The organism is Paraburkholderia sp. A3BS-1L (genome assembly GCF_051125215.1).
Lineage (GTDB): Bacteria > Pseudomonadota > Gammaproteobacteria > Burkholderiales > Burkholderiaceae > Paraburkholderia.
The window spans coordinates 306,486-331,266 of sequence record NZ_CP120443.1 but is presented as its reverse complement, the minus strand read 5'-3'; the positions used below and the strand labels follow the sequence as shown (position 1 = coordinate 331,266).

Annotated in this window: 22 protein-coding genes; 15 read left to right on the top strand and 7 right to left on the bottom strand. The window is 66.4% G+C overall.

Translation table 11 applies throughout. The features are described 5' to 3' along the window. The first annotated feature begins 10 nt into the window (after window positions 1-10). Window positions 11-1,885, top strand: coding sequence for an ABC transporter ATP-binding protein/permease (locus P5W99_RS16710; protein ID WP_434663913.1), 1,875 nt, complete (start codon window positions 11-13; stop codon window positions 1,883-1,885). 401 nt (window positions 1,886-2,286) lie between these two features. Here P5W99_RS16710 and P5W99_RS16705 read toward each other — a convergent pair whose 3' ends face one another. Next, a complete protein-coding gene (locus P5W99_RS16705) occupies window positions 2,287-3,309 on the bottom strand; it encodes a hypothetical protein (protein ID WP_434663911.1) in 1,023 nt (340 codons plus the stop codon). A 697-nt stretch (window positions 3,310-4,006) separates the two neighbouring features. Between P5W99_RS16705 and P5W99_RS16700 the strand changes: the two genes are divergently transcribed. The 10 genes from P5W99_RS16700 (at window position 4,007) to P5W99_RS16655 (ending at window position 15,582) form a co-directional block, all read left to right on the top strand. Then, window positions 4,007-5,410 (top strand): DUF2957 domain-containing protein, encoded by a 1,404-nt coding sequence (locus P5W99_RS16700; RefSeq protein WP_434663909.1) that lies wholly within the window; start codon window positions 4,007-4,009, stop codon window positions 5,408-5,410. Between the two features lie 139 nt (window positions 5,411-5,549). Next, window positions 5,550-6,806, top strand: coding sequence for a DUF2957 domain-containing protein (locus tag P5W99_RS16695; RefSeq protein ID WP_434663907.1), 1,257 nt, complete (start codon window positions 5,550-5,552; stop codon window positions 6,804-6,806). Window positions 6,807-7,016: 210 nt separating this feature from the next. Further along, window positions 7,017-7,850: an OmpW/AlkL family protein gene (locus P5W99_RS16690; protein ID WP_421027048.1), complete on the top strand. Its 834-nt coding sequence runs from the start codon at window positions 7,017-7,019 to the stop codon at window positions 7,848-7,850. 112 nt (window positions 7,851-7,962) lie between these two features. Continuing rightward, a complete protein-coding gene (locus P5W99_RS16685; protein ID WP_434663904.1) occupies window positions 7,963-8,904 on the top strand; it encodes a MerR family transcriptional regulator in 942 nt (313 codons plus the stop codon). A gap of 273 nt (window positions 8,905-9,177) precedes the next feature. Continuing rightward, entirely contained in the window at window positions 9,178-10,749 is a 1,572-nt protein-coding gene (locus P5W99_RS16680) for a flavin-containing monooxygenase (protein ID WP_421026307.1), read from the top strand. 56 nt (window positions 10,750-10,805) lie between these two features. Then, complete coding sequence (locus tag P5W99_RS16675; RefSeq protein ID WP_434663900.1) at window positions 10,806-11,708, top strand: SDR family NAD(P)-dependent oxidoreductase; 903 nt, start codon at window positions 10,806-10,808, stop codon at window positions 11,706-11,708. Further along, complete coding sequence (locus P5W99_RS16670; RefSeq protein WP_421026305.1) at window positions 11,705-12,604, top strand: metal-dependent hydrolase; 900 nt, start codon at window positions 11,705-11,707, stop codon at window positions 12,602-12,604. Before P5W99_RS16675 ends, P5W99_RS16670 begins: the two co-directional genes overlap by 4 nt. A 6-nt stretch (window positions 12,605-12,610) precedes the next feature. Beyond that, window positions 12,611-13,480, top strand: coding sequence for an alpha/beta fold hydrolase (locus P5W99_RS16665; protein ID WP_421026304.1), 870 nt, complete (start codon window positions 12,611-12,613; stop codon window positions 13,478-13,480). Then, window positions 13,477-14,475: an alpha/beta fold hydrolase gene (locus P5W99_RS16660; RefSeq protein ID WP_421026303.1), complete on the top strand. Its 999-nt coding sequence runs from the start codon at window positions 13,477-13,479 to the stop codon at window positions 14,473-14,475. Before P5W99_RS16665 ends, P5W99_RS16660 begins: the two co-directional genes overlap by 4 nt. A gap of 117 nt (window positions 14,476-14,592) precedes the next feature. Next, complete coding sequence (locus tag P5W99_RS16655; RefSeq protein WP_421026302.1) at window positions 14,593-15,582, top strand: DUF1571 domain-containing protein; 990 nt, start codon at window positions 14,593-14,595, stop codon at window positions 15,580-15,582. Between the two features lie 240 nt (window positions 15,583-15,822). Here P5W99_RS16655 and P5W99_RS16650 read toward each other — a convergent pair whose 3' ends face one another. From P5W99_RS16650 to P5W99_RS16635, 4 genes are all read right to left on the bottom strand, one after another. Next, complete coding sequence (locus P5W99_RS16650; protein ID WP_421026301.1) at window positions 15,823-16,278, bottom strand: hypothetical protein; 456 nt, start codon at window positions 16,276-16,278, stop codon at window positions 15,823-15,825. A 268-nt stretch (window positions 16,279-16,546) separates the two neighbouring features. Further along, a complete protein-coding gene (locus P5W99_RS16645) occupies window positions 16,547-17,041 on the bottom strand; it encodes a DUF1348 family protein (RefSeq protein ID WP_421026300.1) in 495 nt (164 codons plus the stop codon). A gap of 53 nt (window positions 17,042-17,094) precedes the next feature. Beyond that, on the bottom strand, window positions 17,095-18,060 hold the full coding sequence (locus P5W99_RS16640; protein ID WP_434663894.1) for a DMT family transporter: 966 nt from the start codon (window positions 18,058-18,060) through the stop codon (window positions 17,095-17,097). Window positions 18,061-18,156: 96 nt separating this feature from the next. Continuing rightward, the gene (locus P5W99_RS16635; protein WP_421026298.1) at window positions 18,157-18,990 is read right to left on the bottom strand and encodes an AraC family transcriptional regulator; all 834 of its coding nucleotides are present in this window, start codon (window positions 18,988-18,990) and stop codon (window positions 18,157-18,159) included. Between the two features lie 245 nt (window positions 18,991-19,235). On the opposite strand from P5W99_RS16635, the gene P5W99_RS16630 reads away from it, so the two are divergent. Next, the gene (locus tag P5W99_RS16630; RefSeq protein ID WP_421026297.1) at window positions 19,236-19,943 is read left to right on the top strand and encodes a YceI family protein; all 708 of its coding nucleotides are present in this window, start codon (window positions 19,236-19,238) and stop codon (window positions 19,941-19,943) included. A gap of 13 nt (window positions 19,944-19,956) precedes the next feature. Here P5W99_RS16630 and tdh read toward each other — a convergent pair whose 3' ends face one another. Next, window positions 19,957-20,988, bottom strand: a complete 1,032-nt coding sequence (gene tdh / locus P5W99_RS16625) for an L-threonine 3-dehydrogenase (protein WP_421026296.1) — start codon at window positions 20,986-20,988, stop codon at window positions 19,957-19,959. 18 nt (window positions 20,989-21,006) lie between these two features. After that, window positions 21,007-22,233: a glycine C-acetyltransferase gene (locus P5W99_RS16620; protein WP_421026295.1), complete on the bottom strand. Its 1,227-nt coding sequence runs from the start codon at window positions 22,231-22,233 to the stop codon at window positions 21,007-21,009. Between the two features lie 123 nt (window positions 22,234-22,356). Between P5W99_RS16620 and P5W99_RS16615 the strand changes: the two genes are divergently transcribed. The 3 genes from P5W99_RS16615 (at window position 22,357) to P5W99_RS16605 (ending at window position 24,644) form a co-directional block, all read left to right on the top strand. After that, window positions 22,357-23,073 (top strand): helix-turn-helix domain-containing protein, encoded by a 717-nt coding sequence (locus tag P5W99_RS16615; RefSeq protein WP_421026294.1) that lies wholly within the window; start codon window positions 22,357-22,359, stop codon window positions 23,071-23,073. Window positions 23,074-23,166: 93 nt separating this feature from the next. Then, complete coding sequence (locus P5W99_RS16610; RefSeq protein ID WP_421026293.1) at window positions 23,167-23,571, top strand: DUF2471 family protein; 405 nt, start codon at window positions 23,167-23,169, stop codon at window positions 23,569-23,571. Window positions 23,572-23,648: 77 nt separating this feature from the next. Continuing rightward, window positions 23,649-24,644 (top strand): tyrosine-type recombinase/integrase, encoded by a 996-nt coding sequence (locus P5W99_RS16605; protein ID WP_434663888.1) that lies wholly within the window; start codon window positions 23,649-23,651, stop codon window positions 24,642-24,644. Window positions 24,645-24,781 lie beyond the last annotated feature (137 nt).

The window sequence follows — 24,781 nt, the reverse complement described above, 5'->3', positions numbered from 1 at the left end:
CGCCGCAATCATGACTCGACCCGCTCGGCCCCCTCGGCCCAGGCAACGCGCCGCAAGGCCGCTTTGGTGGCTTGGCGCGTTGCTCGCCGTCTACCTGTGCGCGCCGTTTTTCGCCAGCATTCCGCAGATCGGCCAGGCGGACTGGAAGGGTGTCGACTGGCGCACCATGGGGTCGGCGGTCGGCGTGTCGGTGGCGAGCGCGAGCGTCGCCGCGCTCGTCATCCTCGTAAGCGGCGTGCCGCTCGGCTACTGGCTCGCGCGTTCGCGCTCGCGCGGCGTCGCGCTGCTCGGCTTCGTCGTGCAGTTGCCGCTCGCGCTGCCGCCGCTCACGAGCGGCGTGCTGCTGCTGTTCCTGATCGGTCCGTATAGCGCGCTCGGCCAGCTCTTCAACGGCGCGCTCACCGACTCCTTCACGGGCATCGTGCTCGCCGAGACCTTCGTGGCCGCGCCGTTCCTGATCGTGGCGGCGCGCTCGGCGTTCGCCGTCGTCGATCCCGTCTACGACGACGTCGCCGCCACGCTCGGCCATCGCGCGGCGAGCCGCTTCTTTCGCATCACCCTGCCGATCGCCTGGCCCGCCATCCGCGCAGGGCTCGCGCTCGCGTGGCTGCGCGCGTTCGGCGAATTCGGCGCAACGGTGATGGTCGCCTATCACCCGTACTCGCTGCCGGTCTACACCTACGTGGTGTTCGGCGGTCAGGGGCTGCCCGCGATGATGCCGCTGCTGCTGCCGACGCTTGGCATCGCGATCGTCTGCGCGGTGCTCTCGGTCTATAGCCGCGGCGCGCGCGTCATTCTCGCGGTGAGCCCCGACAACGGCGACGAGCTCACCGCATTCACGCCCGCCGCCGCGGCAGCGAATCTGGATAACCCGCGGCTCGCGTTCGCGGCGCAGCGGCGCCTCGGCGCCTTCACGCTCGACGTCGCCTGGCAGCCGCGCACGCGGCGGCTCGCAATCATCGGGCCCTCGGGCTCGGGCAAGTCGCTCGTGCTGCGCATCGTCGCGGGTCTCGAGCGCAACGATGCGGGCTTCGTCTCGCTCGGCGCAACCGACATCGGGGCATTGCCGCCCGAAGGCCGCCAGATCGGCTACATGCCGCAGGACTACGGCCTGTTTCCGCACCTGACGGTGGCGCAGCAACTGGCGTTTCCCGTCGATGCCGACGCCACCAGCGCGCGCTACTGGCTCGCGCATCTGGGCCTCGACACGCTCACGCAGCGCCTGCCGCGCCAGCTCTCCTTCGGCCAGCGCCAGCGCGTGGCGCTCGCGCGCGCGCTCACGCGGCACAGCCAGCTGCTGCTGTTCGACGAGCCGTTCGCCGCGCTCGACACGCCGCGGCGGCGACGCCTGCAGCAAACGCTGCGCGCCTTGCAGCGCGAGATCAGCGCGGTCACCGTGATCGTCACGCACGATCCCGACGAAGCGGCCCTGCTCGCCGACGAAGTGCTCGTGATCGAGCATGGCCGCACGCTGCAAGCCGGCCCCGTCGACGAGGTGTTCGCGCGGCCCGCCTCGCCGCGCGTGGCCGAATTGCTCGGACTGCACAACATCGGCGCGGGCATCGTGCTCGACTCGGGCGAGATCGAAACGGCGGGCGGGCTGCGCTTGCCGTGCAGCCGCGCTTGCGAAGACGCGCGGCTCGCCACGGGCACGCGCGTAATGTGGCGCGTGTCGCCGCGCGCGCTGTGCGCGACGCCCGGTGGTTCGCTCGAAGGCCGTCTCGCGGGCGTCTCGCTGCGCCACGGCGACCGCTATGTCACGCTCGAACTGGCCGGCGAAATCTTCGACATCCCCGCCGACGACGCGACGCTCCCGCACGCCGGCGCGCTGCGCTTCGAGATCGCCCCGGCGGGCGTGAGCGCGTGGCCCGCCGCACACTCCTGAAAAACCTCACCTTTCGGTTTACCGAGGTCCCGGCGGCATCGCGCCGGGCCTTCCCGCATCGCTCGAAAAGCCTTGTTTTCCAGTGTTTTCAAGACTTTTTCCCGAACGGTTAGTGTCTCGAAACAACCGCGCGCACCGCTCCCGAATACCCTCACCTTTGGCGTTCGGACGCGGCTTCGCCTGTCGCGGGAGAGAACGCTTCGCATCGCTTAACCTGGGACTACCAGGAATTTTCTGCCGCGTTTCGGCCTGGAATCGCGTTATTTGTTGCGCAGCGGCTCGTCTCGGGTGAGCGCTCCCGAAGCAGCGCGCTTCACCTCACATCACGCGGGGCCGCCCGCTCGCAATGGCGCACGACTCCCGAAAACGCTCACCTATAGCTCAACCATGCCGTCTGCGGCTCAAATCACGAAGCGGCTATCCCCGTCCAATAGCTTCGGCAGCGGCATGAGGTCCGCGCGCGCAAAGCGGATCAGCGAGAACGCGCGCACGCCCTGCGGACCGGACGGCAATCGCGCGAGCGGAAACACGATCTGTGCACCGCTGCCCGGTGCGTCGTGCTCGATCACGACGTTCATCGGGCTCAGCCGCACCTGCTTCATCTCGACGTTCGCGTGCTGCGCCGGATGCGCGAGCACATCGCAAATCACGCCCATTTCGTGTTCTAGCGCGTCCGTCTTCAAGCCAAGCTCCGCGAGCGCCTGCTCGTTCGCCTCGATCTGCGCCTGCAGGTGCGCGAGTTCGGCGGCGTTCGCGACCGCGCGCTCGCCCACCATCTTCTGCGTGCCCGCGCCCTGGCGCGTGAGCAGTTGGCGGCGCGTGCGCAACAGCGCGCGCTCCTGCTCCAGCGCGTCGCGGCGCGACTCGTCGGCACCGATCTGCGCGAGTCCTTCGAGCGCGATCTGCTCGACCACGCGCTGCACGATCTGCTCGCGCAGGTCCGCTTCGGATTCGCCGCAGACGCGCACCTGATGGTCGTCGAAGCTCAGCGTGGTCTGGGCAACGTCCGTATGCACGTGGTCACCGTGCTGCGCGACGCCGAGGCTGCGGCGCTCGGCCATCGCCATGCCCAGCACGGCCCACGCTTCGTTTGCGAGCGGATGGCTCTCGAACCACGCATGCAATTCGGGCGAGCGGCTCAGCACCGGCGCGACCTCGTCGGGCGCGGCGAAGAATGCGTGAATATAGGGATCGGCAAGCCAGTTCGCGGCGCTCGCCTGGCACGCGGGCGGCAAAGCTTCGACGATTTCGCGCACATACGCGACCGACTGCGCGAGCGTGGGACCCAGCCGCTCGCGATAGTCGCGCGCGAGTTTCAGCGAGGGGCTGAGCACGATCAGCCGCTCGACGAGCGCGCGCGTTTGCGCGCTCTCCTGCACCGGCATCGCGCGTTTGCGCGGCCATAGTCGGTCGAAAAAACCCATGTTGCCGCTCCATAGCGCTGCGCCGACGGCGCGTTTCGCGAATCACTATACCGTGCGTGGCTCACATATCGATGACAGCTTGCCGCGCCGCACGACTCCCGAAAATACTCACCTTTACAAATCGATACCAGACGCTTTTATTAAAAAAATCTGCGAAGCAACTTAAATACATCAGGTAAAAAGCAGCTTTTGGTACTGCTCAGTGAATATTGGCTCCCGCAGACACTCACCTTTACCATTCGCGCGTGTCCTAGCCCGATTTGTCAGCGATGTTTCTGCGTTTGCGACAAACGCCCCCGAAAACACTCACCTTTGGAATCGGCGCGCGCAAACCCGCTCCCGAATTCCCTCACCTTTGAGTTCGTTACGCGGCTCGACAACCACTGCCCCATATCACCGCCATTTCATTCGGATACCAAATCAATCAGGTGACGATCCAGGCTGCCCTCACCCATGCCTCAAGAGTCCTTCAAATAGCTTGCAGGCCTCGCATCCATCGGGAACATCGTTTGCTCGGCGGCCCCGCCGGGTCGTTTGCAAGCATCGGGAAAAACCCCGGTTGCGAGCGGCTCGAGCCATGCCGGCGCGAGCCGCGCCGCCGCACGGCCAGTTTTAGAGTGCTTCGTTCAATTGACAGCGTCCGATGTCATGATCCAATCTTCAGCGCATAAATTATTACGAGACAGGGAGATAACACATGTGGGAGAGCATGCTCCGCTGCGGCGCGCTGGCCGCAGTCGCAACGCCATTACTGGTCGCGTGCGGCGGCGGAACCGCCAGCGATCCGGCGCCCATCACCCCGGCGCAATGTTCGGGATCGACGTGCGAGAACCAGGGCCCGCCCGCGAGCCAGCCGGCTGCCACCGCGCTGTGCCCGGCCGCCGCCGACATCGCGAAGAACACTTACCTCGGCGGTACGGGCAGCGGCGAAGTCGTCAGCCTGAACATCGATCCCACGAAGATGACCTACTCGCTCACCTTCCTCGCGTCGCCGATTCCAGTGAATTCGAGCAAGGTGCAGAACACGCGCGCAGGTCTCACGATCACGGGTGCGGTCCAGCATCCGAGCGCCGGCTCACTGCCCACGCCCGCGCAAATCGCCTGTGCGTTCCAGCTTCAGCAAGGCACGGGCACCATCGGTGGCAGCACCTACACGACGGCCTACAACGCCAATAATCCGCCCACCATCTATGTGGGCTTCGGCGTGGCCGGCGGCGGCATTCCGGGCGCGACTGTCGACTTCAGCGGCGACCAGCTCGCCTCCACGCTCTTCCCCAACGTGAAGGCGCGCACGTTCGACTTCTATCCGTTCATCGGATTTTCGTCGGTGAGCACGAATATCGCCGACTTGAAGGGCTCGTATAACGCGCTGCTCTATCACATCCTGCCGTCGAACAATTTCGCGCCCGCCGCCGAGGTCACGCAGGAACAATACGACGCGAGCGGCAACTGCAGCGTGCCGGGTGGCGCAAGCAACACGAGTTGCGCGACGGCCACGAGCGCGTGGACTGCAAACTCGACCGGCGGCTACTTCAACAGTTCCAACGCACCGCAAATCCAGACGCCCACGCCGATCGGCACGCCTCTGGTCGGCCCGCTGCTGGGGCTCGTCGTGCAGCGCAACGGCGCGACGGCGCATCTGATTCTCGGCAAGCTCAACAATGCGATCGTGCCGATCGTCGTGCGCACCGGCTACGTGAACGAAGACCTCACGAATGCTCATGTGGACGACGAATCGGGCATCGCGATGATGGCGCCGGCCACCACGCTCAAGTCGGGCGCGTTCGACGGCAGCTATATCGGCGCCGATTCGAACTTCGCCTACACGGCCACGCTCATCAACGGCCAGACCGCCGGCTTCCTCAAGCCCGCGACGATGACGACGCAAAGCACGTTCACGCTCGATTACACGCAGACGCATCCGGGCCTGATCGATGCGATCGACAACAACGGCAACAAAGGCAACGTGATCGCGGTCGGCGGGCTGTACGGCATCTTCCTGAATGGCCAGGAAAACGGCGGCGTCACATCGACCTCGGCAAACAGCGCCACGCCCAACCAGCCTTACTTCGGCGTGGGTGCGCTGATCCAGCCGCAATAAATGTCGCGCGGCAGGCGTCCGAGACCAAATTTATCTGGATTCCTGATTAATCCGCCGAAGCGATTCAAACAAGCCAGACCGGGGCGCCATGCACAGGGAGCCGGCGCTCCGCCTACAAAAACGATTCCGGAGATGCGGTATGAAATCCAGTTTCTTTGCGACGCTGGGCGCAGGCGTGCCCTTGCTGCTCACGTTGAGCGCATGCGGCGGCGGCAACAGCAGCCCGCCGCTGGTGGAGACTTCGCTCTGCCCGACGACGCTCGACTACAACACCGTCTACACGGGCGGCGGCGGCGACGGCGAAGTCGTCAAGCTCCAGCTCGACACCACGAAAAAGACCTGGCAGATCACCTATATGGAGTCGTCGATTCCCGCCACTACGGGCACCGTCACGCCAACGCGCAAGGGACAAGTAGTGTCTGGCACGATTGCTCAGGAAACCGCACTACCCACGGCGAAGCTCAATCAGTGCGCGTTCCAGCTCACCGGCGCGAGCCTCGATCCGAACCGTCCGGCGCGCGTGTTCATCGGCGAGGGCGTGGCGGGCGGCACGATTCCGGGCGCCGAGATCCAGTTCGCGGGATCGGGCGGCATCGGCGTAGTGCCGGACACGAAGTTTCCGTATTACCCGCTCATCGGCTTTGCTTCGCTCGAAACGAATATCGCCAAGGTTGCCGGCACGTATAACCAGCTCGGCTATCACCAGGTGCCGTCGCAGAACTTCCTTCCCGCCGCCGTGGACGCGAAGATCACCATCAATGCCGACGGCTCCTGGACCGAATGCGACAACACCGGCGTGAACGCGGGCAAGTGCATGCAGCCGGGCACCAATCTCGCGCCGTCGGCCGATGGCAGCGGCGCGTTCGAAACCGATCACTTCCAGGGGCAGGTCAAGCCCACGCTCGTGACCGGACAGAACGCGGCGAAAGGCTTCATGATCGTCGGCAAGCTGCGCGGGCAGCTCGTGCCGGTGCTCGTGCGCACGGGCGTCGCGTATCCGCAGGTGGGCGTCGATCCGCAGAGCGGCGCGACCGGTCCCGTCGCCGACGACGAATCGGGCATTTCGGTGCTCGCGCCGCAAACGAACATCGCGCAGGGCTCGCAGGACGGCGAGTACATCGGCGTGGACAGCCAGTTCGATTACCGCACGCTCGCGCTCTCCGGCACGCAAGGCACGCTGCTCGATCCGTTCAACCCCTCGCAGGCCGCGCTCGCCACCGCGCTCGATCTGAACTTCGCGCAAAGCGTGGCAGGCGTCGTGACGACCACGCACGTGAACGCGTCGACCGGCAGCACCCCGACCGGCAAGATGATTTTCACGGGCGGCGTGTTCGGCTTCCTGGACATGACGAATGTATCCTCGCCGTACTTCACGGCGGGCGCATTCGTGCAGTGAGCCGCGCGATGAGACCCGATCATGCATCGATAAAACCGGGGCCGTGCAGCCCATGAGGTGACCGCCTTCTCGCACGCGAGGCGCGTGCGGGCCGCCGGGCGCGCGCAGGAACGGCCGTTCACGAAACGGTCGCCGCGCGCAAACAGCGGACGGGCAGGGACACCCGAACCTGAGAGCAGCCGAAGAAAACAGGAAGGACAGGGAGGAATGATGAGACGTATCGCAACGCCAATGCTGGCAGGGGCGGCGGTCGTGCTGAGCACGGCCGCCCACGCCCAGCATGCGGGCGACAACGTGGCCGTGCTCGGCTGGTTCCACGTCGCGCCGCAGCAGTCCAGCACACCGCTCACGACCACGGTGGCGCCCTCGCCGATCAACACGCCGCTGCGCCTGCCGAATTCGTCCACGTCGCCGGGCACGGGTCTTTCGACGAGCAGCGCGGACACGGTCGGCTTCGTGTTCAGCCATTTCCTGACCGATCACATCGCGGTCTCGACGGTGGCGGGCGTGCCCCCCACCTTCAAGCTGTACGGTCACGGCACGGTCAAGCCGCCCGGCCCAGCGGGCGCGCTCGGCAGCCAGAACCTCAGCGATCCGGCCACCAACCCCATCGTCAAGAGCGTGCGCCAGTGGAGCCCGGCGCTGCTCTTTCAGTACTACTTCCGGGATGCCGATGCAAAGTTCCGCCCGTTCATGGGCATCGGCGTTTCGTACAACTGGTTCTCGGACATCCAGCTCAATCCGAACTTCGTGAAAGCCACTCAGGACGACCTGGGCTCTGTGCTCGCGGCGGGCGCAGGCAAGCCGGGGACGACGCAGGTCACCGCGAAGGCGTCGTCATCGTGGCAGCCGGTGTTCAACGTGGGCGCCGAATACAACATCACCTCGCATCTGGGGCTCGTGGCATCGCTCACCTATATTCCGCTGAAAACGACATCATCGGTGATCGTGAAAGCCGCCGACGGCACCGAGCTGGCCGTGAGCCGTGGAGAGCTCAAGGCCGATCCGCTCATCTCGTACCTCGCGGTCTCGTACAAGTTCTAGCGCGTTCGTGGGGCACGCCCGATGGGGCACGCCTGGTAGGGCACGCCTGGCGGCGCATGGCCAGGCGCACGCCGGTTCGCGCTTGGGCGACGGCTCGCGCTAAAATCGGCGCATGCCGAAATCGCCCACGCCTCCCGTCACCGACACCACGCCCGAGCGCGCCGCCGACAGCGAATACACCGTCGACGAACTCGCGCGCGTGGCCGGCACCACGGTGCGCAACGTGCGCGCCTATCAAGACCGCGACCTGCTCATGCCGCCCGACAAGCGCGGCCGCGTGGGCATCTACAACGACTCCCACGTTGCGCGCCTGAAGCTCATCAATCACCTGCTTGCGCGCGGCTACACGCTGTCGAACATCCAGGACCTCATCAAGGCTATCGACGACGGCGGCGACCTGCGCTCGATTCTCGGCCTCGAGAACGCGATTGGCGGCCCGTGGTCGCATACGCGGCCCAGAACCTATTCGCTGCCCGAGCTGATCAAGCTGTTCGGTCCGCAAGCACCCAATAGCCTCACGCGGCTCGCCGAGCTCGGCCTGCTCGAACGCAAGGGGCTGTCGTTCGTCGCGCGCAATCCGGCCATGCTCGATGCCGCCGCGGCCACGGTGCGCGAAGGCATTCCGGCGCGCGAGCTTCTGGACGTGCTCGAAGAGGCGCGCCCGCATTTCGATGCGATCGCGGGCACGCTGGTGGCCATGGTCGTGCGGCACCTCGACCGCTACGACGCGGGCGCGTTGCCGCCCGCGACCGACATGCCGGCGCTCGTCGACGCGATCTGGCGGCTGCGGCCGCTGTCTACGGTGTTCGTCGAGAATGAGATTCTGCGCGCGCTCGAGGAGCAGTCGAGCGCGTATCTTGGTGGCCGCGTTGCGACGATTCTCGAGCAGACGCTGGGCCGTCGTGGGGGAGCGGGCTCGGCGCCGGCTGAGGATGCGCCGGTCGAGCTGGATAAAGCGGCCGGTGTGGCTGCGAAGAAGTCCGGCGGTAAAGGCAGCGGCAAGGCCGCCACCGCCCGCAAAGTCCTTGGTAAAACCATCGGCAAGAAACGCTGATCCGGCGCGCGCTGAAAGCGCGCCCGTGCGTCCAGGAACGCATCCTTCCTTTCGCGGGTGTGCTTCAAGACCCGCTTTTTCTCTCCCGCCTGCCCCCGCACCGCTCCCCCTCACTGGCCTGAAACCCAAGCCAGTCGCGCACTCGCGTGCTTTTTTGACGCTCGCGTTTTTCCTGGAACGCTTCCTCTAGTCCCTTGCGTCCATGCGTCGCACCCGCTATGTTTACATCGTTCAATGTAACAGTTCTTAATGGACCATAGGGAGACGCTCCGGATGAACGCACCCACCCGGTCTTTCGAAGCAGCCGGCAACGACCGCACCGGCGAGCCACTCGGCGTCGCCATCATCGGCACCGGATTCGCCGGCCTCGGCATGGCGATCCGCCTGCTGCAGCGCGGCCATACCGACTTCGCCGTATTCGAGAAGGCCGGCTCGGCGGGCGGCACCTGGCGCGACAATCACTACCCCGGATGCGCGTGCGACGTGCAATCGCACGTGTACTCGTTCTCGTTCGCGCCCAATCCGCGCTGGACCCGCATGTTCGCGCCGCAGCCCGAGATTCGCGCGTATCTGAACCGCTGCGTCGAGCAGTTCGGGCTCTCGCGGTGGCTGAACTTCGATCACGAACTGACCAGCGCCCAGTGGGACGAGACCGCACATTGCTGGCGTCTGGCTTTCGCCAACGGCAGGCGCCTCGCCGCCCGCGTGCTGATCTCGGCCATGGGCGGCCTCTCGCGGCCCGCGCTGCCCGCGATCCCCGGCGTGGAGACCTTCGCGGGCAAGGCCTTTCATTCGCAGCAGTGGGACCACGGCTATGCGCTCGAAGGCAAGCGCGTGGCCGTGATCGGCACCGGCGCGAGCGCGATCCAGTTCGTGCCGCAGATCGCGCCAAAGGTGGCCGGGCTCGCGCTGTTCCAGCGCACCCCGCCATGGATCATGCCCAAGCCCGACCGTCGGCTGTCCCGCTTCGAGCAATGGATGTTCCGCACGCTGCCGTTCACGCAGAAAATCGCCCGCACGGGCCTCTACTGGATGCTGGAGTCGCGCGTGCTGGGCTTCGCGATCCACCCGGCGCTCATGAAGAACGTGCAGAAGCTCGCACTGCGCCATCTCCGCAATCAGGTCGCGGATCCCGCGCTGCGCGATGCGGTGACGCCCGACTACACGATCGGCTGCAAGCGCGTGCTGATCTCGAACGACTACTATCCGGCGCTCGCGCGCGCCAACGTCAATGTCGTCACGGCTGCAATCGAGCGCATCGACGCCACCGGCGTGATCACCGCCGACGGCACGCATCACGAGGTGGATTGCCTGATCTACGGCACGGGTTTCCAGGTGGCCGATCCGTTTCCGCCAGGCGCGGTCATCGGGCGCGGCGGCGTGGACATCGTGCAGACATGGCGCAACGGCGCGCATGCCTACCTCGGCACGACTTTGCCTGGTTATCCGAATTTTTTCATGATCGTCGGCCCGAATACTGGGCTCGGCCATAACTCGATGGTGTTCATGATCGAGTCGCAGGTCGAGTACATCCTCGGCGCGCTCGACGCCATGAAGCAGGAGCGCGCCGATTCGATCGAAGTGCGAGCGCAGGTGGAGGCGCGCTACAACGCGCGTATTCAGGACCAGCTCGGCCGCGCGATCTGGTCCGTGGGCGGCTGCAAGAGCTGGTATCTCGATCCGCGCAACGGCAAGAACACCACACTCTGGCCGGGCTTCACATGGCGCTTCCGGCAGGCCACCGCGCGTTTCTCGATGGCCGACTATCAGGCATTTCGCGCACCGCATCGTGAGGATGCCGAATCGCCTGTCGTCGTCGCCACGCATACGACTGAAGCCGCTTGAGGCGACCCAAAGTGACCCCAAGCGCCCCAACGCGGTTCACAACGGAGAACACGTTCATGAAGCACTTCGACAACAAGGTAGCCGCCATCACCGGCGCGGGATCGGGCATGGGCCGCTCGCTCGCCGTGCAGCTCGCGGGCGCCGGCTGCCATCTCGCACTCGCGGACCGGAACGCGCCCGGCCTCGCCGAAACCGAACGCATCGTGCGCGCGCTCGCCCCCAGGGTGCGCGTGAGCACGCGCGTGCTCGACGTGAGCGAGCGCGACGCCGTGTTCGCGTGGGCCGACGAAACCGCCCGCGAGCACGGCCGCGTGAATCTCGTGTTCAACAATGCGGGCGTCGCGCTCTCCAGCACGATCGAGGGCATGTCGTACAGCGACCTCGAATGGATCGTGAACATCAACTTCTGGGGCGTCGTGCATGGCACCAAGGCTTTCCTGCCGCATCTGAAGGTTTCGGGCGATGGACATATCGTCAACACGTCGAGCGTGTTCGGCCTGTTCGCCCAGCCCGGCATGAGCGGCTACAACGCCACCAAGTACGCGGTGCGCGGCTTCACCGAATCGCTGCGCCAGGAGCTCGACATGATGAAGTGCGGCGTCTCCGCCACCTGCGTGCATCCGGGCGGCATCCGCACCAACATCGCGCAGTCGAGCCGCGTGGCCACGAACATGGTCGGCTTCATGGTGGCGAGCGAGCAGCAGGGCAAGGACGAGTTCGAGAAGTTCTTCATCACCACCGCCGACGAGGCCGCGCGCACGATCCTCGCCGGCGTGCGCCGCAACGCGCGGCGCGTGCTGATCGGGCGCGACGCGCGCATGGCCGACTGGCTCGCGCGCACGCTGCCCGCCGCCTATCAGGCGCTCGTCGTGACGAGCGCGCGGCGCGAGGCCGCGAAGGCGCGCAAGCGCGCCAGGAATAACAACGCAGGCAACAGCAATCAGGGAGAAACAGCATGATGCCGATCCGGCGCGACATCCGCTTCGCGTTACCGCCCGAAAGGGCTTGTGACTGGCACGTCGAGGGCGTGCCGGTCACCCACTTCTTCAATGCGCTTTCGCTGCTTTTTCCGGCCGGCGAGCGCTTTTTCATGGACGCGGTGCGCCATTACCGCGACCGCATCGAAGATCCCGAGCTCAAGAAGCAGGTGATGGGTTTCATCGGCCAGGAAGCGATGCACACGCGCGAGCACGTCGAGTACAACGACCTGCTGCAAGCGGCCGGCCTGCCCGCGCACAAGCTCGACAAGCGCCTCTGGGCCATCCTGAACTTCGCGCGCAAGGTGCTGCCGCCCTCGCTGCAGCTCGCGCAGACGGTCGCGCTCGAGCACTACACCGCGATGCTCGCCGATCTGCTGCTCGCCGTCGGCAGCGCGCGCATCGAGGGCTCGGTGGAAGGCTACAAGCAGATGTGGCTATGGCATGCGCTCGAGGAAACCGAGCATAAATCGGTTTCGTACGACGTCTGGAATCTCGTGATCAAGCCCGGCCCCGCGCGCTACCTGATGCGCACCGGCACGATGCTGGCCACCACGGTGCTGTTCTGGCTGATCGTATTCGACTACCACCTCGCGCTCATGCGCCGGCACAGGCGGAGCATCGGCAAGTTCGGCGGGCGCTGGCAGCTCATCAAGTTTCTCTATGGTCCGCGCCATGGCGTGTTTCCCGGCATCGCGCTCGAATGGCTGCGCTTTTTCAAGCCCGGCTTTCACCCATGGGATCACAACAATCGTAAGCATCTCGAACGAATCGATGGCCTCATTGCGCAGATCGACGCGACCAATGCGCACTACGCGACACAAGCCGCACCACGGCGCGTGCCGCTGCATCCGGCGGGCACGCCGCGCGCCGCCTGACGCACCATGCGCAACCTGAACGGAGCTGCGGCGCCCGAAAGGCTCGACGTCGATTCGGACGGCGTGCGGCTCGCCGTGTACCTGAGCGGGCCGCCCGACGCGCCGCCCATGATTCTCGTGCACGGCTATCCGGATTCGGCGCGCGTATGGGAGGCGCTGCGCCGCGAACTCGATACGCGCTTTCGCGTGATTGCGTATGACGTGCGCGGCATGGGCGGCTCGGCTGCGCCCCGGCGGCGCGGGGACTACCGGCTCGCGCAGCTCGCGCTCGATTTGTGCGCCGTGGCCGATGCAAGCTGTGACACGCGTCCGTTTCATCTCGTCGCTCACGACTGGGGCTCGATCCAGTGCTGGGAAGCCGTGACCGATCCTGCCAACGCCGCGCGCATTGCCTCGTTTACGTCGATTTCGGGGCCATGTCTCGATCACGTGTTTCGTGCACGCATGAGCCTCTCGCAGTCGCTGAAATCGTGGTACATCGCGCTCTTCCATCTGCCGCTCGTGCCGCAGCTCGTGTGGCGCCTGGGCGGCGCGGCGCTGTGGCCATGGTGGCTGCGCAAGACCGAAGGCGTGCGCGCGCCGCGCGACCCCGATCAGTTGCGCAACGGCATCAACGGGCTACAGCTTTATCGCGCCAACTTCATCGCGCGCGCGTGGCAGCCGCGCGAGCGGCGCACGCTCGTGCCCGTGCAGTTCATCGTGCCGCGCAGGGACCGCTATGTGACGCCGGCGCTTTCCGCAAACGTCGCGCAATGGCTGGGCCACTACCGGCGCGAGGTCATCGACGCATCGCACTGGACCATCCTGCACGATGCGCCGCTCATTGCCGCTCGCGTCGAGCGGTTCATTCAATCTTGCCAGCGGAGGATCGCGTGAACGCCATCGTTTTTCCCCTCGCCGCCGGAATCGTCGTGACCGTGCTGGCCTGCGCCGCACTTGCGTCGTTCACGCGGCGCATGACGCGACGCATCGAACAGGCTGTGCCGATGGACGGCCGCCTCGTCGATATCGACGGCGAGCGCATCCACTACGCAGAATATGGCCATGGCGACGGCGGTGGGCCGCCTCTCGTGTTCGTGCACGGCCTGTGCGGGCAGATGCGCAATTTCGCCTGGCTGCCGCTCGAAGCGCTCGCACGCGAGCATCGCGTGATTCTGATCGACCGGCCCGGTTCCGGCTATTCCACGCGCGGCGCGCTGACCCCCGCCAACATTCGCGCGCAAGCTCGCACGGTCGCGCGTTTCATCGACGCGCTCGGCCTCGAAGCGCCCGTGCTCGTCGGGCATTCGCTCGGCGGCGCAATTGCGCTGGCCGTCGCGCTCGATCATCCCGAGTCGGTCGCGCGGCTCGCGCTGATCGCCCCGCTCACCCACGTGCAGACGGACGTGCCCAGGGCCTTCCGCGCGCTCGCCGTGCGCTCGGCGCGCGTGCGCCGCTTCATGGCGCGCACGCTGGCCACGCCGTTCGGCCTCGCCACCAGCACCGCGACGCTCAAGGCCGTGTTCGCGCCCGAGGCGGTGCCCGCGGACTTCCGCACCCGTGGCGGCGCGCTGCTCAGCGTGCGGCCCAAGGCTTTCCATAACGCGTCGCTCGATCTCGTGGCTATCGAGGATTCGAACGATCTCGAACAGATGGAGCAACGCTACGCAGACCTGATTATTCCCGCCGACGTGCTGTTCGGCCGCGACGACATGGTGCTCGACTGGATGCGCCATGGCGAGGCGCTGCGCCGCCGCTCGTCGCGCGTGACGCTCGAGGTTGTGAACGGCGGCCATATGCTGCCCGTCACCGCGCCTTCTGCTACCGGCGAGTGGCTGCGTGCCGCGATTGCGCGTACCACTCAGGCCAATTCCGCGCCACGCGCAGCATGATCGGGAAATTGAGAGGCAGTGCACCGCGTAGCCGTTACCATCGCGCTTTTTCTTCACGCCTTCTGCGGTTCTGCTTAACGTTTCGTTCAAGAAAATAGCGACACAGGGAGCCAAACCATGAATAACGATCCATTGCGTTCGATGCCGCAAGGCGTGCGGCCGGCGCGGCGCCTCGCTGCACCGCTCGCGTGCGCAGCGCTTGCATTCGCGTGCGCCACGGCCAATGCGCAGGATAACGAAGCGGCCGGTGCGAACGCACAATCGAGCATGCAAGCGAGCGTCCAGCAAGACGCCGCGCCCGCGACAGCCACAGCCAGCCCGTCGGCCAATCACGCCGCCGAGGTCGGCAAGCTCCCGCTCGAACAGCAGGTACGCTGGCTTTCCCGCGCACAGAAGAGCGGCGCACTCGTAAAGATGAGCGACGCGCAACTCACGGCGCTCTTTCAGGCGTTCGATCCGCTCGTCGTGCCCGCGCTGATCCAGATCGGGCCGCCGGGGTATCCGTCGTACGAATTCGTGCTCTCGCGCTGGGAACGCCTGAACGGCAAGTGGCCCGGCAAGCCCGCGCACATGCTCGTGAAGCTCGAGCGCGAACCGCTGCGCATCTACGCGAAGTGGCTGCCCGACGGCCAGAATGCGGGCGAAGAAGTGATCTACGACGCCACCAAACGCACCGATCAGATGTACGGTCATCTGGGCGGCCTGCTCGGCGTCATGCCGATGTGGACGGCGATCGACGGCTCGCTCGCGCGCTCGCAGTCGAATCACAAAATCACCGAGCTCGGCACGGAGCTCATCGTGAGCCGGTTCATGGCAGACGCGAAGAAATACGCCGAGGTGGGCGCGCCATACAAGCCGCAGGTGGAAGTGAAAACGCTCAGCGGCGTGCGCGTGGTGGCGCTCACTTATGCCTCGCCAGCCGGCAAACCGCAGTTCTATGCGAAAAAACAGACGCTCGGGCTGGACCTGCGTCGCCCGTATTTCCGCACCGTCGAGGCGTATGACAACGACGGCCAGATCTTCGAAAGAATCGTGATCGAAAGCATCACGCCAAAGACCTTCGATACCGACGCCTTCGATCCGAAGAATCCCGAGTACAAGTTCTGATACGCCGATCCGCCCCACCCAGGACAAAGGTGAGGTTTTTCGGGAGCACCAACTCCTGGAATTCCTCACCATTGCACGATGCGCCGGTGAGGTTGCCGCGCTTTGCACGACTCACCATCCGCCTCTCCTGGAATTCCTCACCATTGCGCAATCGCCGGTGAGGTCGACGTATCCTTCGCGACTCACCATGCTCCCGCTATCGCGAGTGCTTCGACGCCCTCGCGCAACACCCGCGCACGCTCAGAACTTCACCTTCAGTTGAAAGCCGATCGTGAATGGCAGGTCGTCGGAAGGAATCGGCGGAATGACGATGAAGTTCACGCCCACGCGCTTGTAAGCGACCATCACGATGGGTGCAGCCACTGGGCCGACCGTGTGATTGTGGCCGAGCCCCCAGTTGCCGTAGTTGTAGCCGGAGATGAGGCCGCCCATCGCCGCGAGGCGCACGTAGCCCCAGTGCAGGAATTCCGGCGCCCAGACCGCGCCGCCATACCACGAGGGCCGCCGCAGCGAATTGCGAAAGCCGCCCGCCGTGAGCGCCCAGGTTTCGCCCGGCCAGCATTCGATGCCGAGGCCCGGATTGAATTGCTCGAAATCCTTGTCGGGATGGATGTGATATGAGCCGACCATCGCGTCCACCCACAGGCCGCCGCCGCACCAGTCGCGCGCGCGTGCGCTCGTTGCGACGCCAGACATCAGCGCTGTGAGCGCCAACGCGATGGCGATTTTTTGGGTCCCGACACCTCGCACTTGCCAACACCGCATGGGCTCTCCGTCCTCTTGCTCGCCGAATCGCTTCGGTTCGTCTGCTGCTGGTTCTGTTCAGGGTCTGCTTCCGGCGACTGCAAACTGTACAGCAAGCCAGCGCGGGCGCAACCTTCGGCGCGCCCATGTTGCCAGTCCGATGAGTCGCCGCGATGAACGATCGACGATGCGCGCGCTGGCAAGGGACGGGACAGCCCGCTCAGAGCCCGAGATCGCTCAAGCCCGGATGATCGTCGGGACGGCGGCCGAGCGGCCAGCGGTACAGCCGGTCCGCCTCGCGAATCGGCAGGTCGTTGATGGACGCATGGCGGCGCGCCATCAGCCCGTTCTCGTCGAACTCCCAGTTCTCGTTGCCGTACGAGCGGTACCAGTGGCCGGAATCGTCATGCCACTCGTAGGCGAAGCGCACCGCAATGCGGTTTCCCGTGAACGCCCACAATTCCTTGATGAGCCGGTAGTCGAGCTCACGCGCCCATTTGCGCGTGAGAAACGCGACGATGGCCTCGCGGCCTGTCACGAACTCGGCGCGATTGCGCCAGACGCTTTGCGGCGTGTAGGCAAGCGCGACGCGCTGCGGATCGCGGGTGTTCCAGCCGTCCTCGGCGCCACGCACTTTCTGGATCGCGGTCTCGCGGGTGAAGGGCGGCAGCGGCGGGCGGGTTTCGGCGGGGGACGTGGGGTGGGTAGTGCTCATGCGTGGGCTCCTTGAATGGCGAGAAGGACGGAAAGCGGCGGAAAAGCACGCGGCTAGTCCTGCACCGCGCCGCGTGTTCGTGACACTAGCACGCCCGGCGCGGCAGTCACGAACACGGCCGCGACCACGAGCGCGAGCCCGGCCAGGCGGGCGAGCGTGAGCGGCTCGCCCAGCAGCAGCGCCGCGAGCACGACGCCCGAAACCGGCGCGACGGCCGTGAAGATGGCCGCCTCGGCGCCCGACACGCGCGATGCGCCCGCGTACCAGAGCCAGAAGCCGCCGACGGTCGGCACCAGCGCGTAGTACGCCACGGCCAGCAAGGCATGCGGCGGCGGCGCGTGCAGCGTGGCCGGCCAATCGTGCAGCGCCGCCAGGCCGGAGACGATGAAGCCGATGCCCGTCATCGCGGTCGACAGCGCGAGCGGCGGCCAGGGCATCGCGAGCCGCTTGTTTAGCAAAACGAATAAACTTTCGCAGATCACCGCGCCGATCAGCAGCGCATCGCCCGTGAGCGAGCCGCCGCCATGCGCTGCGGGCGCGAGCGTGACGAGCGCCACGCCGAGGCTCGCCACCATCACCGCGATCAGCGTGCTTGCGCGCAGCCGCTCGCGCAGCACCACGGCGGCGGTGAGCGCACATACGGCGGGCAGGGTGCCGAGGATGATGCCCGCGTCGGCGGCCGAGGTCCGCTGAGTTCCGGCGATCAGCAAGACGGTGTAGCCGACGCTGCCGACCGCGGCCTGGGCGATCAGCAGGCCCGCATCGCGCAGGCCGGGGCGCGGGAACGCGGTGCCGGTCACGCACATGAGCACCAGCAGCACGGGCAAGGCGAGCCCAAAGCGCAAGGCAGTCGCCGGCAGGGGATCGAGCCCCGCGCCGATGATCTTGCTGGCAATCACCGTGCTGCCCACGGTGATCATCGCGAGGGACAACTGCAGATGCGCGACGGACCGCGACGACGACGCGCGCAGCGATTTTGCGGACGACAGCGAAGAAGACGAAGAGGACGAAGAGGACATGGAGGCGCTCCGTGGGACTGAAACGCCTGTATAAAACGCGGCGCCTGCGCCGTCTTGGATCGGTGTGCGGCGGCCGCCAGCCGCCCACGGCAACCGTCAGGCCGGAGGGCCGCCGTGCACGAGCCGGTAACGGCCCGGCGATACCCCGAACTGGCGCGCGAACGCGCGATTGAGATGGCTCTGGTCGCAAAAGCCGGCCGCGAGTGCGGCCTGGGCGGGCGCCTGGCCGGCCTTGAGCAGCCGCCTTGCGAGTCCGACGCGGCAATGCAACAAGTACTGATGCGGCGCCACGCCGAACGCCTGCACGAAGCCGCGATGAAGCTGGAAACGGCTGAGCCCCGCCGCGCTCGCGAGATCGGCGAGCGAGAACGCCTGGCCCGGATCAGCATCGATCATCTCGCGCACGCGCGCCACGGCCAGCGGCGAACACGGCGCGAGCGGCCGGCGGTGGCCGAGCCCGCGCACGAGCCGCGCCATGGCGTCGAGCGCCGCGCCGTCGAACGCCATGGCCGCGAGATCGCCGCCGCCAGCCGTGGCGCTGGCGAACGCGACATCGAACAGCGCGCGCAGGTGCGGATCGGCGATCACGGGCGCGAACAGCGCAAAACTCACGTCGTCGCCTTCGGTGATGTCGGCATGCAGCGCGTCGATCCAGCGCGGCTCGAAATAAAGCATGCGCCAGCGCCGCGCGGGCGCGCCGAGCGGGCGGCCATCATGCACTTCGCCGGGATTGACGAGAATGAGGTTGCCTGGCAGCGCCTCGACCACGCCCGCATCGGAGAGCGATACGTGCCCACCCGCATCGATCACGCCGATGCCGTACTGGTCATGCGCATGGCGCGCGAAGCTGTGCGCGGTGGCGGCCGTCATGGCGTCGACCTCGCGCAGGTGCGTGCTGTGAAAGCAGACCGAATCGTTCGCGGCGGGCATGCGGTATGCGTCCCGAGGATGGACAGGCTCCGATCCGCGTATCAAACCCGAAAACGGGCCGCGTGGCAATGGGTATGCGACTCGGTGCGCAAATCGGTGTGCGAATCCGCATGAGGGGTATGAACGCCGCTCCGTCGGCCCCCTCCAACATGACGAGCCGTCGGTGGAATAAAACGGCATGGCCGCTCGTCACTAAATTCGTTGCAGTCACTACAATGACTCGCCGCCATTGCCATGGAGATGAAATGGACGCCTCCCTAGCCGCCGCCAGGGCCACGCCGCAAGCGCGCCGCCGCATGCTGTGCGCTGCGCTGGCCGTGGCCTGCCTGCTGCCCGGCTGCATGCCGCTGCGCGTGGTGACGCACAGCGTGAGTCCCGTCGAGGCGTCGGTGCCGGCGGGGCATTACACGCTCGACGCGCATCACTGGAGCATCGTGTTCGACATCGACCATCTGCACTACACGCGCTTCGTGATGCGCTTCGACCGGGCAAGCGCGCAGCTCGACTGGCCCGCGAACGCGCTGGAAAGCGCAAAGGTGGACGCGGTGATCGACGCCGCGAGCCTCGACACCAACGTCCCGCTGCTCGACCGCATGGTGAAGGGCCCGCAGTTGCTCGACGTCGAGCATTACGCGCAGATCCGCTTCACGAGCACGCATTTCGAGCGCACGGCGGATGTGGACGGCAAGCCCGCCGGCAAGCTCACGGGCGATCTCACGATTCATGGCGTGACGCAGCCGGTCACGCTCGACGTGGTGTTCAACGGCTATGCGCCGGACCCGCTCACGAAGCAGCCGACGCTCGGCTTTGCGGCGAATGGCAGGTTCAGCCGCGCGAAATTCGGGCTGTCGACGTGGTATCCGGCAGTGGGCGACGAGATCGACGTGCGCATCCAGGCAGAGTTCGAGCAGGCGCCGCCGGATGCTGCGGCGGCGGCCTCGACGGCGCAATGACCCCCTCGGGGCGTCAGGCGGCCGTCCAGTCGAGAATCACCTTGCCGCTCTCGCCCGAGAGCATCGCGGCAAAACCCTTTTCGTAGTCGTCCACGTGGAAGCGGTGCGTGATGATGGGCGAAAGATCGAGCCCGCTCTGCAGCATCGCGACCATCTTGTACCAGGTCTCGAACATCTCGCGGCCATAAATACCCTTGATTTCGAGGCCCTTGAAGATGACCTGATTCCAGTCGATGGCGGTCTGCGCGGGCGGAATGCCGAGCAGCGCGACCTTGCCGCCGTGGTTCATCGATTCGAGCAGCGCCGTGAACGCGCTCGGCACGCCCGACATTTCGAGGCCCACGTCGAAGCCCTCGGTCATGTGCAGTGCGTTCATCACGTCGCGCAGCGATTCGCGCGAGACGTTCACCGCGCGCGTCGCGCCCATCTTGCGCGCGAGTTCGAGCCGGTAATCGTTCACGTCGGTGATCACCACATTGCGCGCGCCCACGTGCTTCGCAATCGCCGCGGCCATGATGCCGATGGGCCCCGCACCGGTAATGAGCACATCCTCGCCGACGAGGTTGAACGAGAGCGCCGTATGCGTGGCATTGCCGAACGGGTCGAAGATCGCAGCGAGGTCGTCGGAGATTTCAGGCGGAATCTTGAAGGCGTTGAAGGCCGGAATCACGAGATATTCGGCAAACGCGCCTTCACGATTCACGCCCACGCCCGTGGTGTTGCGGCACAGATGACGACGCCCCGCGCGGCAGTTGCGGCAAAAGCCGCAGGTGATATGGCCTTCGCCCGAGACGCGGTCGCCAATGGCAAAGCCGCGCACCTCCTGGCCCATCTCGACGATCTCGCCCACGTATTCGTGGCCCACGTGCATGGGCACCGGAATGGTTTTCTGCGCCCAGTCGTCCCACTTCCAGATATGGATATCGGTGCCGCAGATCGCGGTGCGGCGGATTTTGATCATCACGTCGTTATGGCCGACTTCGGGCTTCTTCACGCGGGTCAGCGTGAGCCCGGGCGCGCGTTCGAGTTTGGCAAGCGCTTTCATGTTATTTCGTCATCCTGTTCAAATCACGCCAACCTGCTTGCCGGTGCGCGCAAACGCGGCCACGGCGCGATCGATCTGCTCGGGCGTGTGCGCCGCGCTCATCTGCGTGCGGATGCGCGCGCGGCCCTTGGGCACGACCGGATACGAAAAGCCGATCACGTAGACGCCTTCGTTCAGCAGCGCCTCGGCCATTTGCGCGGCTACCCGCGCGTCGCCCAGCATCACGGGAATGATCGGGTGCTCGCCGGGCACGAGCGTGAAGCCGAGTGCGCTCATCTCGCGGCGGAAATGCGCGCCATTGGCCTGCACGCGCGCGCGCAGTTGTGCGCCTTCGTCGCTCGCGATCAGCTCGAGCACCGCGAGCGATGCGGCCGCGATGCTCGGCGTGAGGGTGTTCGAGAACAGGTACGGACGCGAGCGCTGGCGCAGCAACTCGATCACTTCCTTCTTCGCCGCCACGTAGCCGCCCGACGCGCCGCCGAGCGCCTTGCCGAGCGTGCCCGTGACGATGTCCACGCGCTGCGCCACGCCGCAGTGCTCGGGCGTGCCGCGGCCATGCGCGCCGATGAAACCCACGGCGTGCGAGTCGTCGACCATCACGAGCGCGTCGTAGCGGTCGGCCAGATCGCAGATGCCCTTCAGGTCCGCGATGATGCCGTCCATCGAGAACACGCCGTCGGTCGCGATGAGCTTGTAGCGCGCGCCGGCTTCATCGGCTTCGCGCAGCTTCGCTTCGAGATCGGCGAGATCGTTGTTCTTGTAGCGGTAGCGGCGCGCCTTCGAGAGCCGCACGCCGTCGATGATGCTCGCGTGGTTGAGCTCGTCGCTGATGATCGCGTCTTCCTCGCCGAGCAGCGTTTCGAAGAGGCCGCCGTTGGCGTCGAAGCAGCTCGAATAGAGAATGCAGTCTTCCGTCTGCAGGAATGCGGAAAGCGCGCTTTCGAGCTGCTTGTGCACCGTCTGCGTGCCGCAAATGAAGCGCACCGAGGCCATGCCGAAGCCGTCGCGATCGAGCCCGTCCTTCGCGGCGGCGATCAGGCGCGCGTCGTTCGCGAGACCCAGGTAATTGTTCGCGCAGAAGTTCAGCACGTCGCGGCCGTCGGCGAGTCCGATGGACGACGACTGCGGCGTCGCGATCACGCGCTCGCTCTTGTAGAAACCATCGGCGCGAATCTGGTCGAGCGTCGCGCGCAGATGATCGAGCCAGGGCGTGTTGGACAGGCTGGAAGTGCTGGAAGTGCTCATTGCATCGTGCTCCTCACATGGGGAGCCGCGGCTGGTATAGTCGCCGTCAGCTCCAGGCGAATTTATTCGTTTTTCCGAACTTGTGTTCGGTATGTCGAACAACTTTAATCGATGAGGCAGTCCATGGCAAGCACCGGCTCAGGTTCCCCATCCGGTTCCCGCGCGGGGAGCAACGCAGACGCCGATTCCGGCACCCATGCCGACACCGGCGCCGGCGTCAAACCCCGCCCGCGCAAAACCCGCGCCGCGGCCGGCCCGACGGCGGAACGGTCGGGCGCCGCCGCGCCGGCCGCGCCGCCGCGCGTGGGCGAGCAGATCCAGCGCCTGCGCAGCGAGCGCAGGATGACGCTCGACGAACTCTCGCGCGCGGCTGGCGTTTCGAAATCCATGCTATCGGAAATCGAGCGCGACAAGGCAAACCCGACGATCGCCGTGGCCTGGCGGCTCACGAACGCGCTGGGCGTGAAGCTCGACTCGCTGTTCGCCGCGCCGCGCGCGCCCGACGCCATCGCGGTGGCCGGGCCGCACGACATCCCGACCCTGCACGGCCACGAGGCCGGCTATCAGCTGCGCGTGTGGGGGCCGATCGAGCTTGCCGGCCATTTCGAGTGGTACGAGCTCACGCTCAAGCCGGGCGGCGCGCTGGTGTCGGGCGCGCACGAGCCCGGCACGCGCGAGCATCTCACCGTGCTGCAGGGCACGATCGAGGTGGAGGCGGCCAGCGCACACGAGCGCCTGAAGACCGCGGACACGGCGCGCTATATCGCCGACCAGCCGCATGCGATCCGCAACGTGGGCAAGGGCGAGGCGCGTGCGCTGCTGGTCGTGATTCACGGCTGAATTCACGGCGGAATTCATGGCTGAACGGATGAGGCTGCGCGAACGCGCCGACTACTGTATATTCATACAGTAAAAAGAACGACCGGAGAGCCCATGCAGACCTCGCCAATCCCGAATGAGCAAGCGTTGGCCGCCTTGCGTTTTCAGGCAGCCGCACGCGACCTCGAACAGATCGTGCGCAACATCGCGCAGCGCTATATCGCCCAGCAGGTGCCGCTGAGCTGGCGCCTGCTGCATGCGATCGAAGCGGAAGCGCTCGCCGACCTCGGGTTCGCGAGCCGTCACGACGGGCTCATGCTCGGCCTGTTCCAGCGTCCGGGTGATCTCGCGTATCCGGAAACCGACGAAACGGTTCATTTCGGCCAGTCCAATGCCCTGCCTGCCGTGTTCGCCTTCGCCGTCGACGCCTACGAGCGGGCGGCCCAAAGCGCGGAAGCGGCCCGGCGCGACGCCCAGCGGCAAGCCACCGCAAAGCGCCCGCGCGCCTGGGGCGGCTGACGAGCAGGGTATGAGCCCCGCAACAACGGGAATTCGCTAGAATGCCTTCCTGCTACGCAACTAACGGAAGCATAGTGATGAGCGCCTCCCAATCCTCCCGCGATCTCTTCGACCAGCAGCGCAACGACTGGCAAGACGACCCGGTCGCCGCCTTCGATGCCTGGCTCGCGGCCCAGGACTTGCGCCAGTCGTCCGCCGACGTCTACCGCGTGCAATGGGGACGCTTCCTCGAATGGCTCGCGCTCAGGCGCAAGACGATTATTTCCGTGGACACTGGCACGATCGCCGAATTCGTCGCGGGGCTCGACGTGAAGAAGCCGCAGCGGCTGCGCTATCTGCGCCTCATCGAGCGCGTGCTCGACCATGTGCGCCAGATCGAGCTGGCCTCCACGAACCCGGCGCGCTTCATCGCCCAGGACGGCGAGGCAGCGTGGCGCAATGCACGCGAGAACGAGCCCACCGGTTTTCTGACCGCGATGGAACGCGCCGCCGTGATCGCGCAGCTGTTCGCGCCGCTCACCGAACAGTCGGCCGCGAAGCGCTGGCGCGAGCGGCGCGACCGCGCGCTCGTCGCCGTCTTTCTCGGCGGCGGCCTGAAGACCGGCGACGCCATTGCGCTCAAGCTCGACGCCACCGCGATCGGCTCGGAATGGATCACCATCGAAGCCGACAATCCGGCCTTCACGCACCGCACACAGCTCGCGCCGTTCGCAGTCGACGTGATGGGGGCATGGCTCGAAGCACGCCGTCTCGCGGGCCTGCCCGGGCAACTCGTGTTTCCCGGCTCGCCCAATGGGCGTCCGATGCACAAAGCCACCGTGCTGCGCGCAATCGACGCGCTCATGGACGAGGCGGGCATCGCGCAAACCCGCGCCGAACGCGCGAGTCCACAAACCCTGCGCAACAGCTACGCGGCGGATCTGTTCGAGCGCGGTGTGGATGCCGATCAGGTCGGCCAGTGGCTCGGCTTCCTGCAACCGATTTCCGCCGGGAGGCTGCATCGCGCGTGGCGCGTCTGGGCCGACCGGAAAGCGTCCGTGCCAGCCACGGATGCAGCGCCCGACACGCACTGAGGCGCACTGAGGCGCACTGAGGCGCACTGAGGCGCACTGAGGCGCGCAGCATGACCTGAGCAGGCGCTGCCCGCCTGCCTCGCACCACGCCGTGACCCCGTAAAAGCTCACCGTCTGGGCGGCCGACGCCTCCCGGA

What these genes read in the sequence shown, in the direction of transcription:
- P5W99_RS16615 (WP_421026294.1), top strand. Translation starts at nt 22,357, where the DNA reads ATGGCAAGCACCGGCTCAGGTTCCCCATCCGGTTCCCGCGCGGGGAGC.
- P5W99_RS16670 (WP_421026305.1), top strand. Translation starts at nt 11,705, where the DNA reads ATGATGCCGATCCGGCGCGACATCCGCTTCGCGTTACCGCCCGAAAGG.
- tdh (WP_421026296.1), bottom strand. Translation starts at nt 20,988, where the DNA reads ATGAAAGCGCTTGCCAAACTCGAACGCGCGCCCGGGCTCACGCTGACC.
- P5W99_RS16675 (WP_434663900.1), top strand. Translation starts at nt 10,806, where the DNA reads ATGAAGCACTTCGACAACAAGGTAGCCGCCATCACCGGCGCGGGATCG.
- P5W99_RS16645 (WP_421026300.1), bottom strand. Translation starts at nt 17,041, where the DNA reads ATGAGCACTACCCACCCCACGTCCCCCGCCGAAACCCGCCCGCCGCTG.
- P5W99_RS16710 (WP_434663913.1), top strand. Translation starts at nt 11, where the DNA reads ATGACTCGACCCGCTCGGCCCCCTCGGCCCAGGCAACGCGCCGCAAGG.
- P5W99_RS16690 (WP_421027048.1), top strand. Translation starts at nt 7,017, where the DNA reads ATGAGACGTATCGCAACGCCAATGCTGGCAGGGGCGGCGGTCGTGCTG.
- P5W99_RS16700 (WP_434663909.1), top strand. Translation starts at nt 4,007, where the DNA reads ATGTGGGAGAGCATGCTCCGCTGCGGCGCGCTGGCCGCAGTCGCAACG.
- P5W99_RS16695 (WP_434663907.1), top strand. Translation starts at nt 5,550, where the DNA reads ATGAAATCCAGTTTCTTTGCGACGCTGGGCGCAGGCGTGCCCTTGCTG.
- P5W99_RS16680 (WP_421026307.1), top strand. Translation starts at nt 9,178, where the DNA reads ATGAACGCACCCACCCGGTCTTTCGAAGCAGCCGGCAACGACCGCACC.
- P5W99_RS16620 (WP_421026295.1), bottom strand. Translation starts at nt 22,233, where the DNA reads ATGAGCACTTCCAGCACTTCCAGCCTGTCCAACACGCCCTGGCTCGAT.
- P5W99_RS16640 (WP_434663894.1), bottom strand. Translation starts at nt 18,060, where the DNA reads ATGTCCTCTTCGTCCTCTTCGTCTTCTTCGCTGTCGTCCGCAAAATCG.
- P5W99_RS16650 (WP_421026301.1), bottom strand. Translation starts at nt 16,278, where the DNA reads ATGTCTGGCGTCGCAACGAGCGCACGCGCGCGCGACTGGTGCGGCGGC.
- P5W99_RS16635 (WP_421026298.1), bottom strand. Translation starts at nt 18,990, where the DNA reads ATGCCCGCCGCGAACGATTCGGTCTGCTTTCACAGCACGCACCTGCGC.
- P5W99_RS16665 (WP_421026304.1), top strand. Translation starts at nt 12,611, where the DNA reads ATGCGCAACCTGAACGGAGCTGCGGCGCCCGAAAGGCTCGACGTCGAT.
- P5W99_RS16655 (WP_421026302.1), top strand. Translation starts at nt 14,593, where the DNA reads ATGAATAACGATCCATTGCGTTCGATGCCGCAAGGCGTGCGGCCGGCG.
- P5W99_RS16685 (WP_434663904.1), top strand. Translation starts at nt 7,963, where the DNA reads ATGCCGAAATCGCCCACGCCTCCCGTCACCGACACCACGCCCGAGCGC.
- P5W99_RS16605 (WP_434663888.1), top strand. Translation starts at nt 23,649, where the DNA reads ATGAGCGCCTCCCAATCCTCCCGCGATCTCTTCGACCAGCAGCGCAAC.
- P5W99_RS16610 (WP_421026293.1), top strand. Translation starts at nt 23,167, where the DNA reads ATGCAGACCTCGCCAATCCCGAATGAGCAAGCGTTGGCCGCCTTGCGT.
- P5W99_RS16630 (WP_421026297.1), top strand. Translation starts at nt 19,236, where the DNA reads ATGGACGCCTCCCTAGCCGCCGCCAGGGCCACGCCGCAAGCGCGCCGC.
- P5W99_RS16705 (WP_434663911.1), bottom strand. Translation starts at nt 3,309, where the DNA reads ATGGGTTTTTTCGACCGACTATGGCCGCGCAAACGCGCGATGCCGGTG.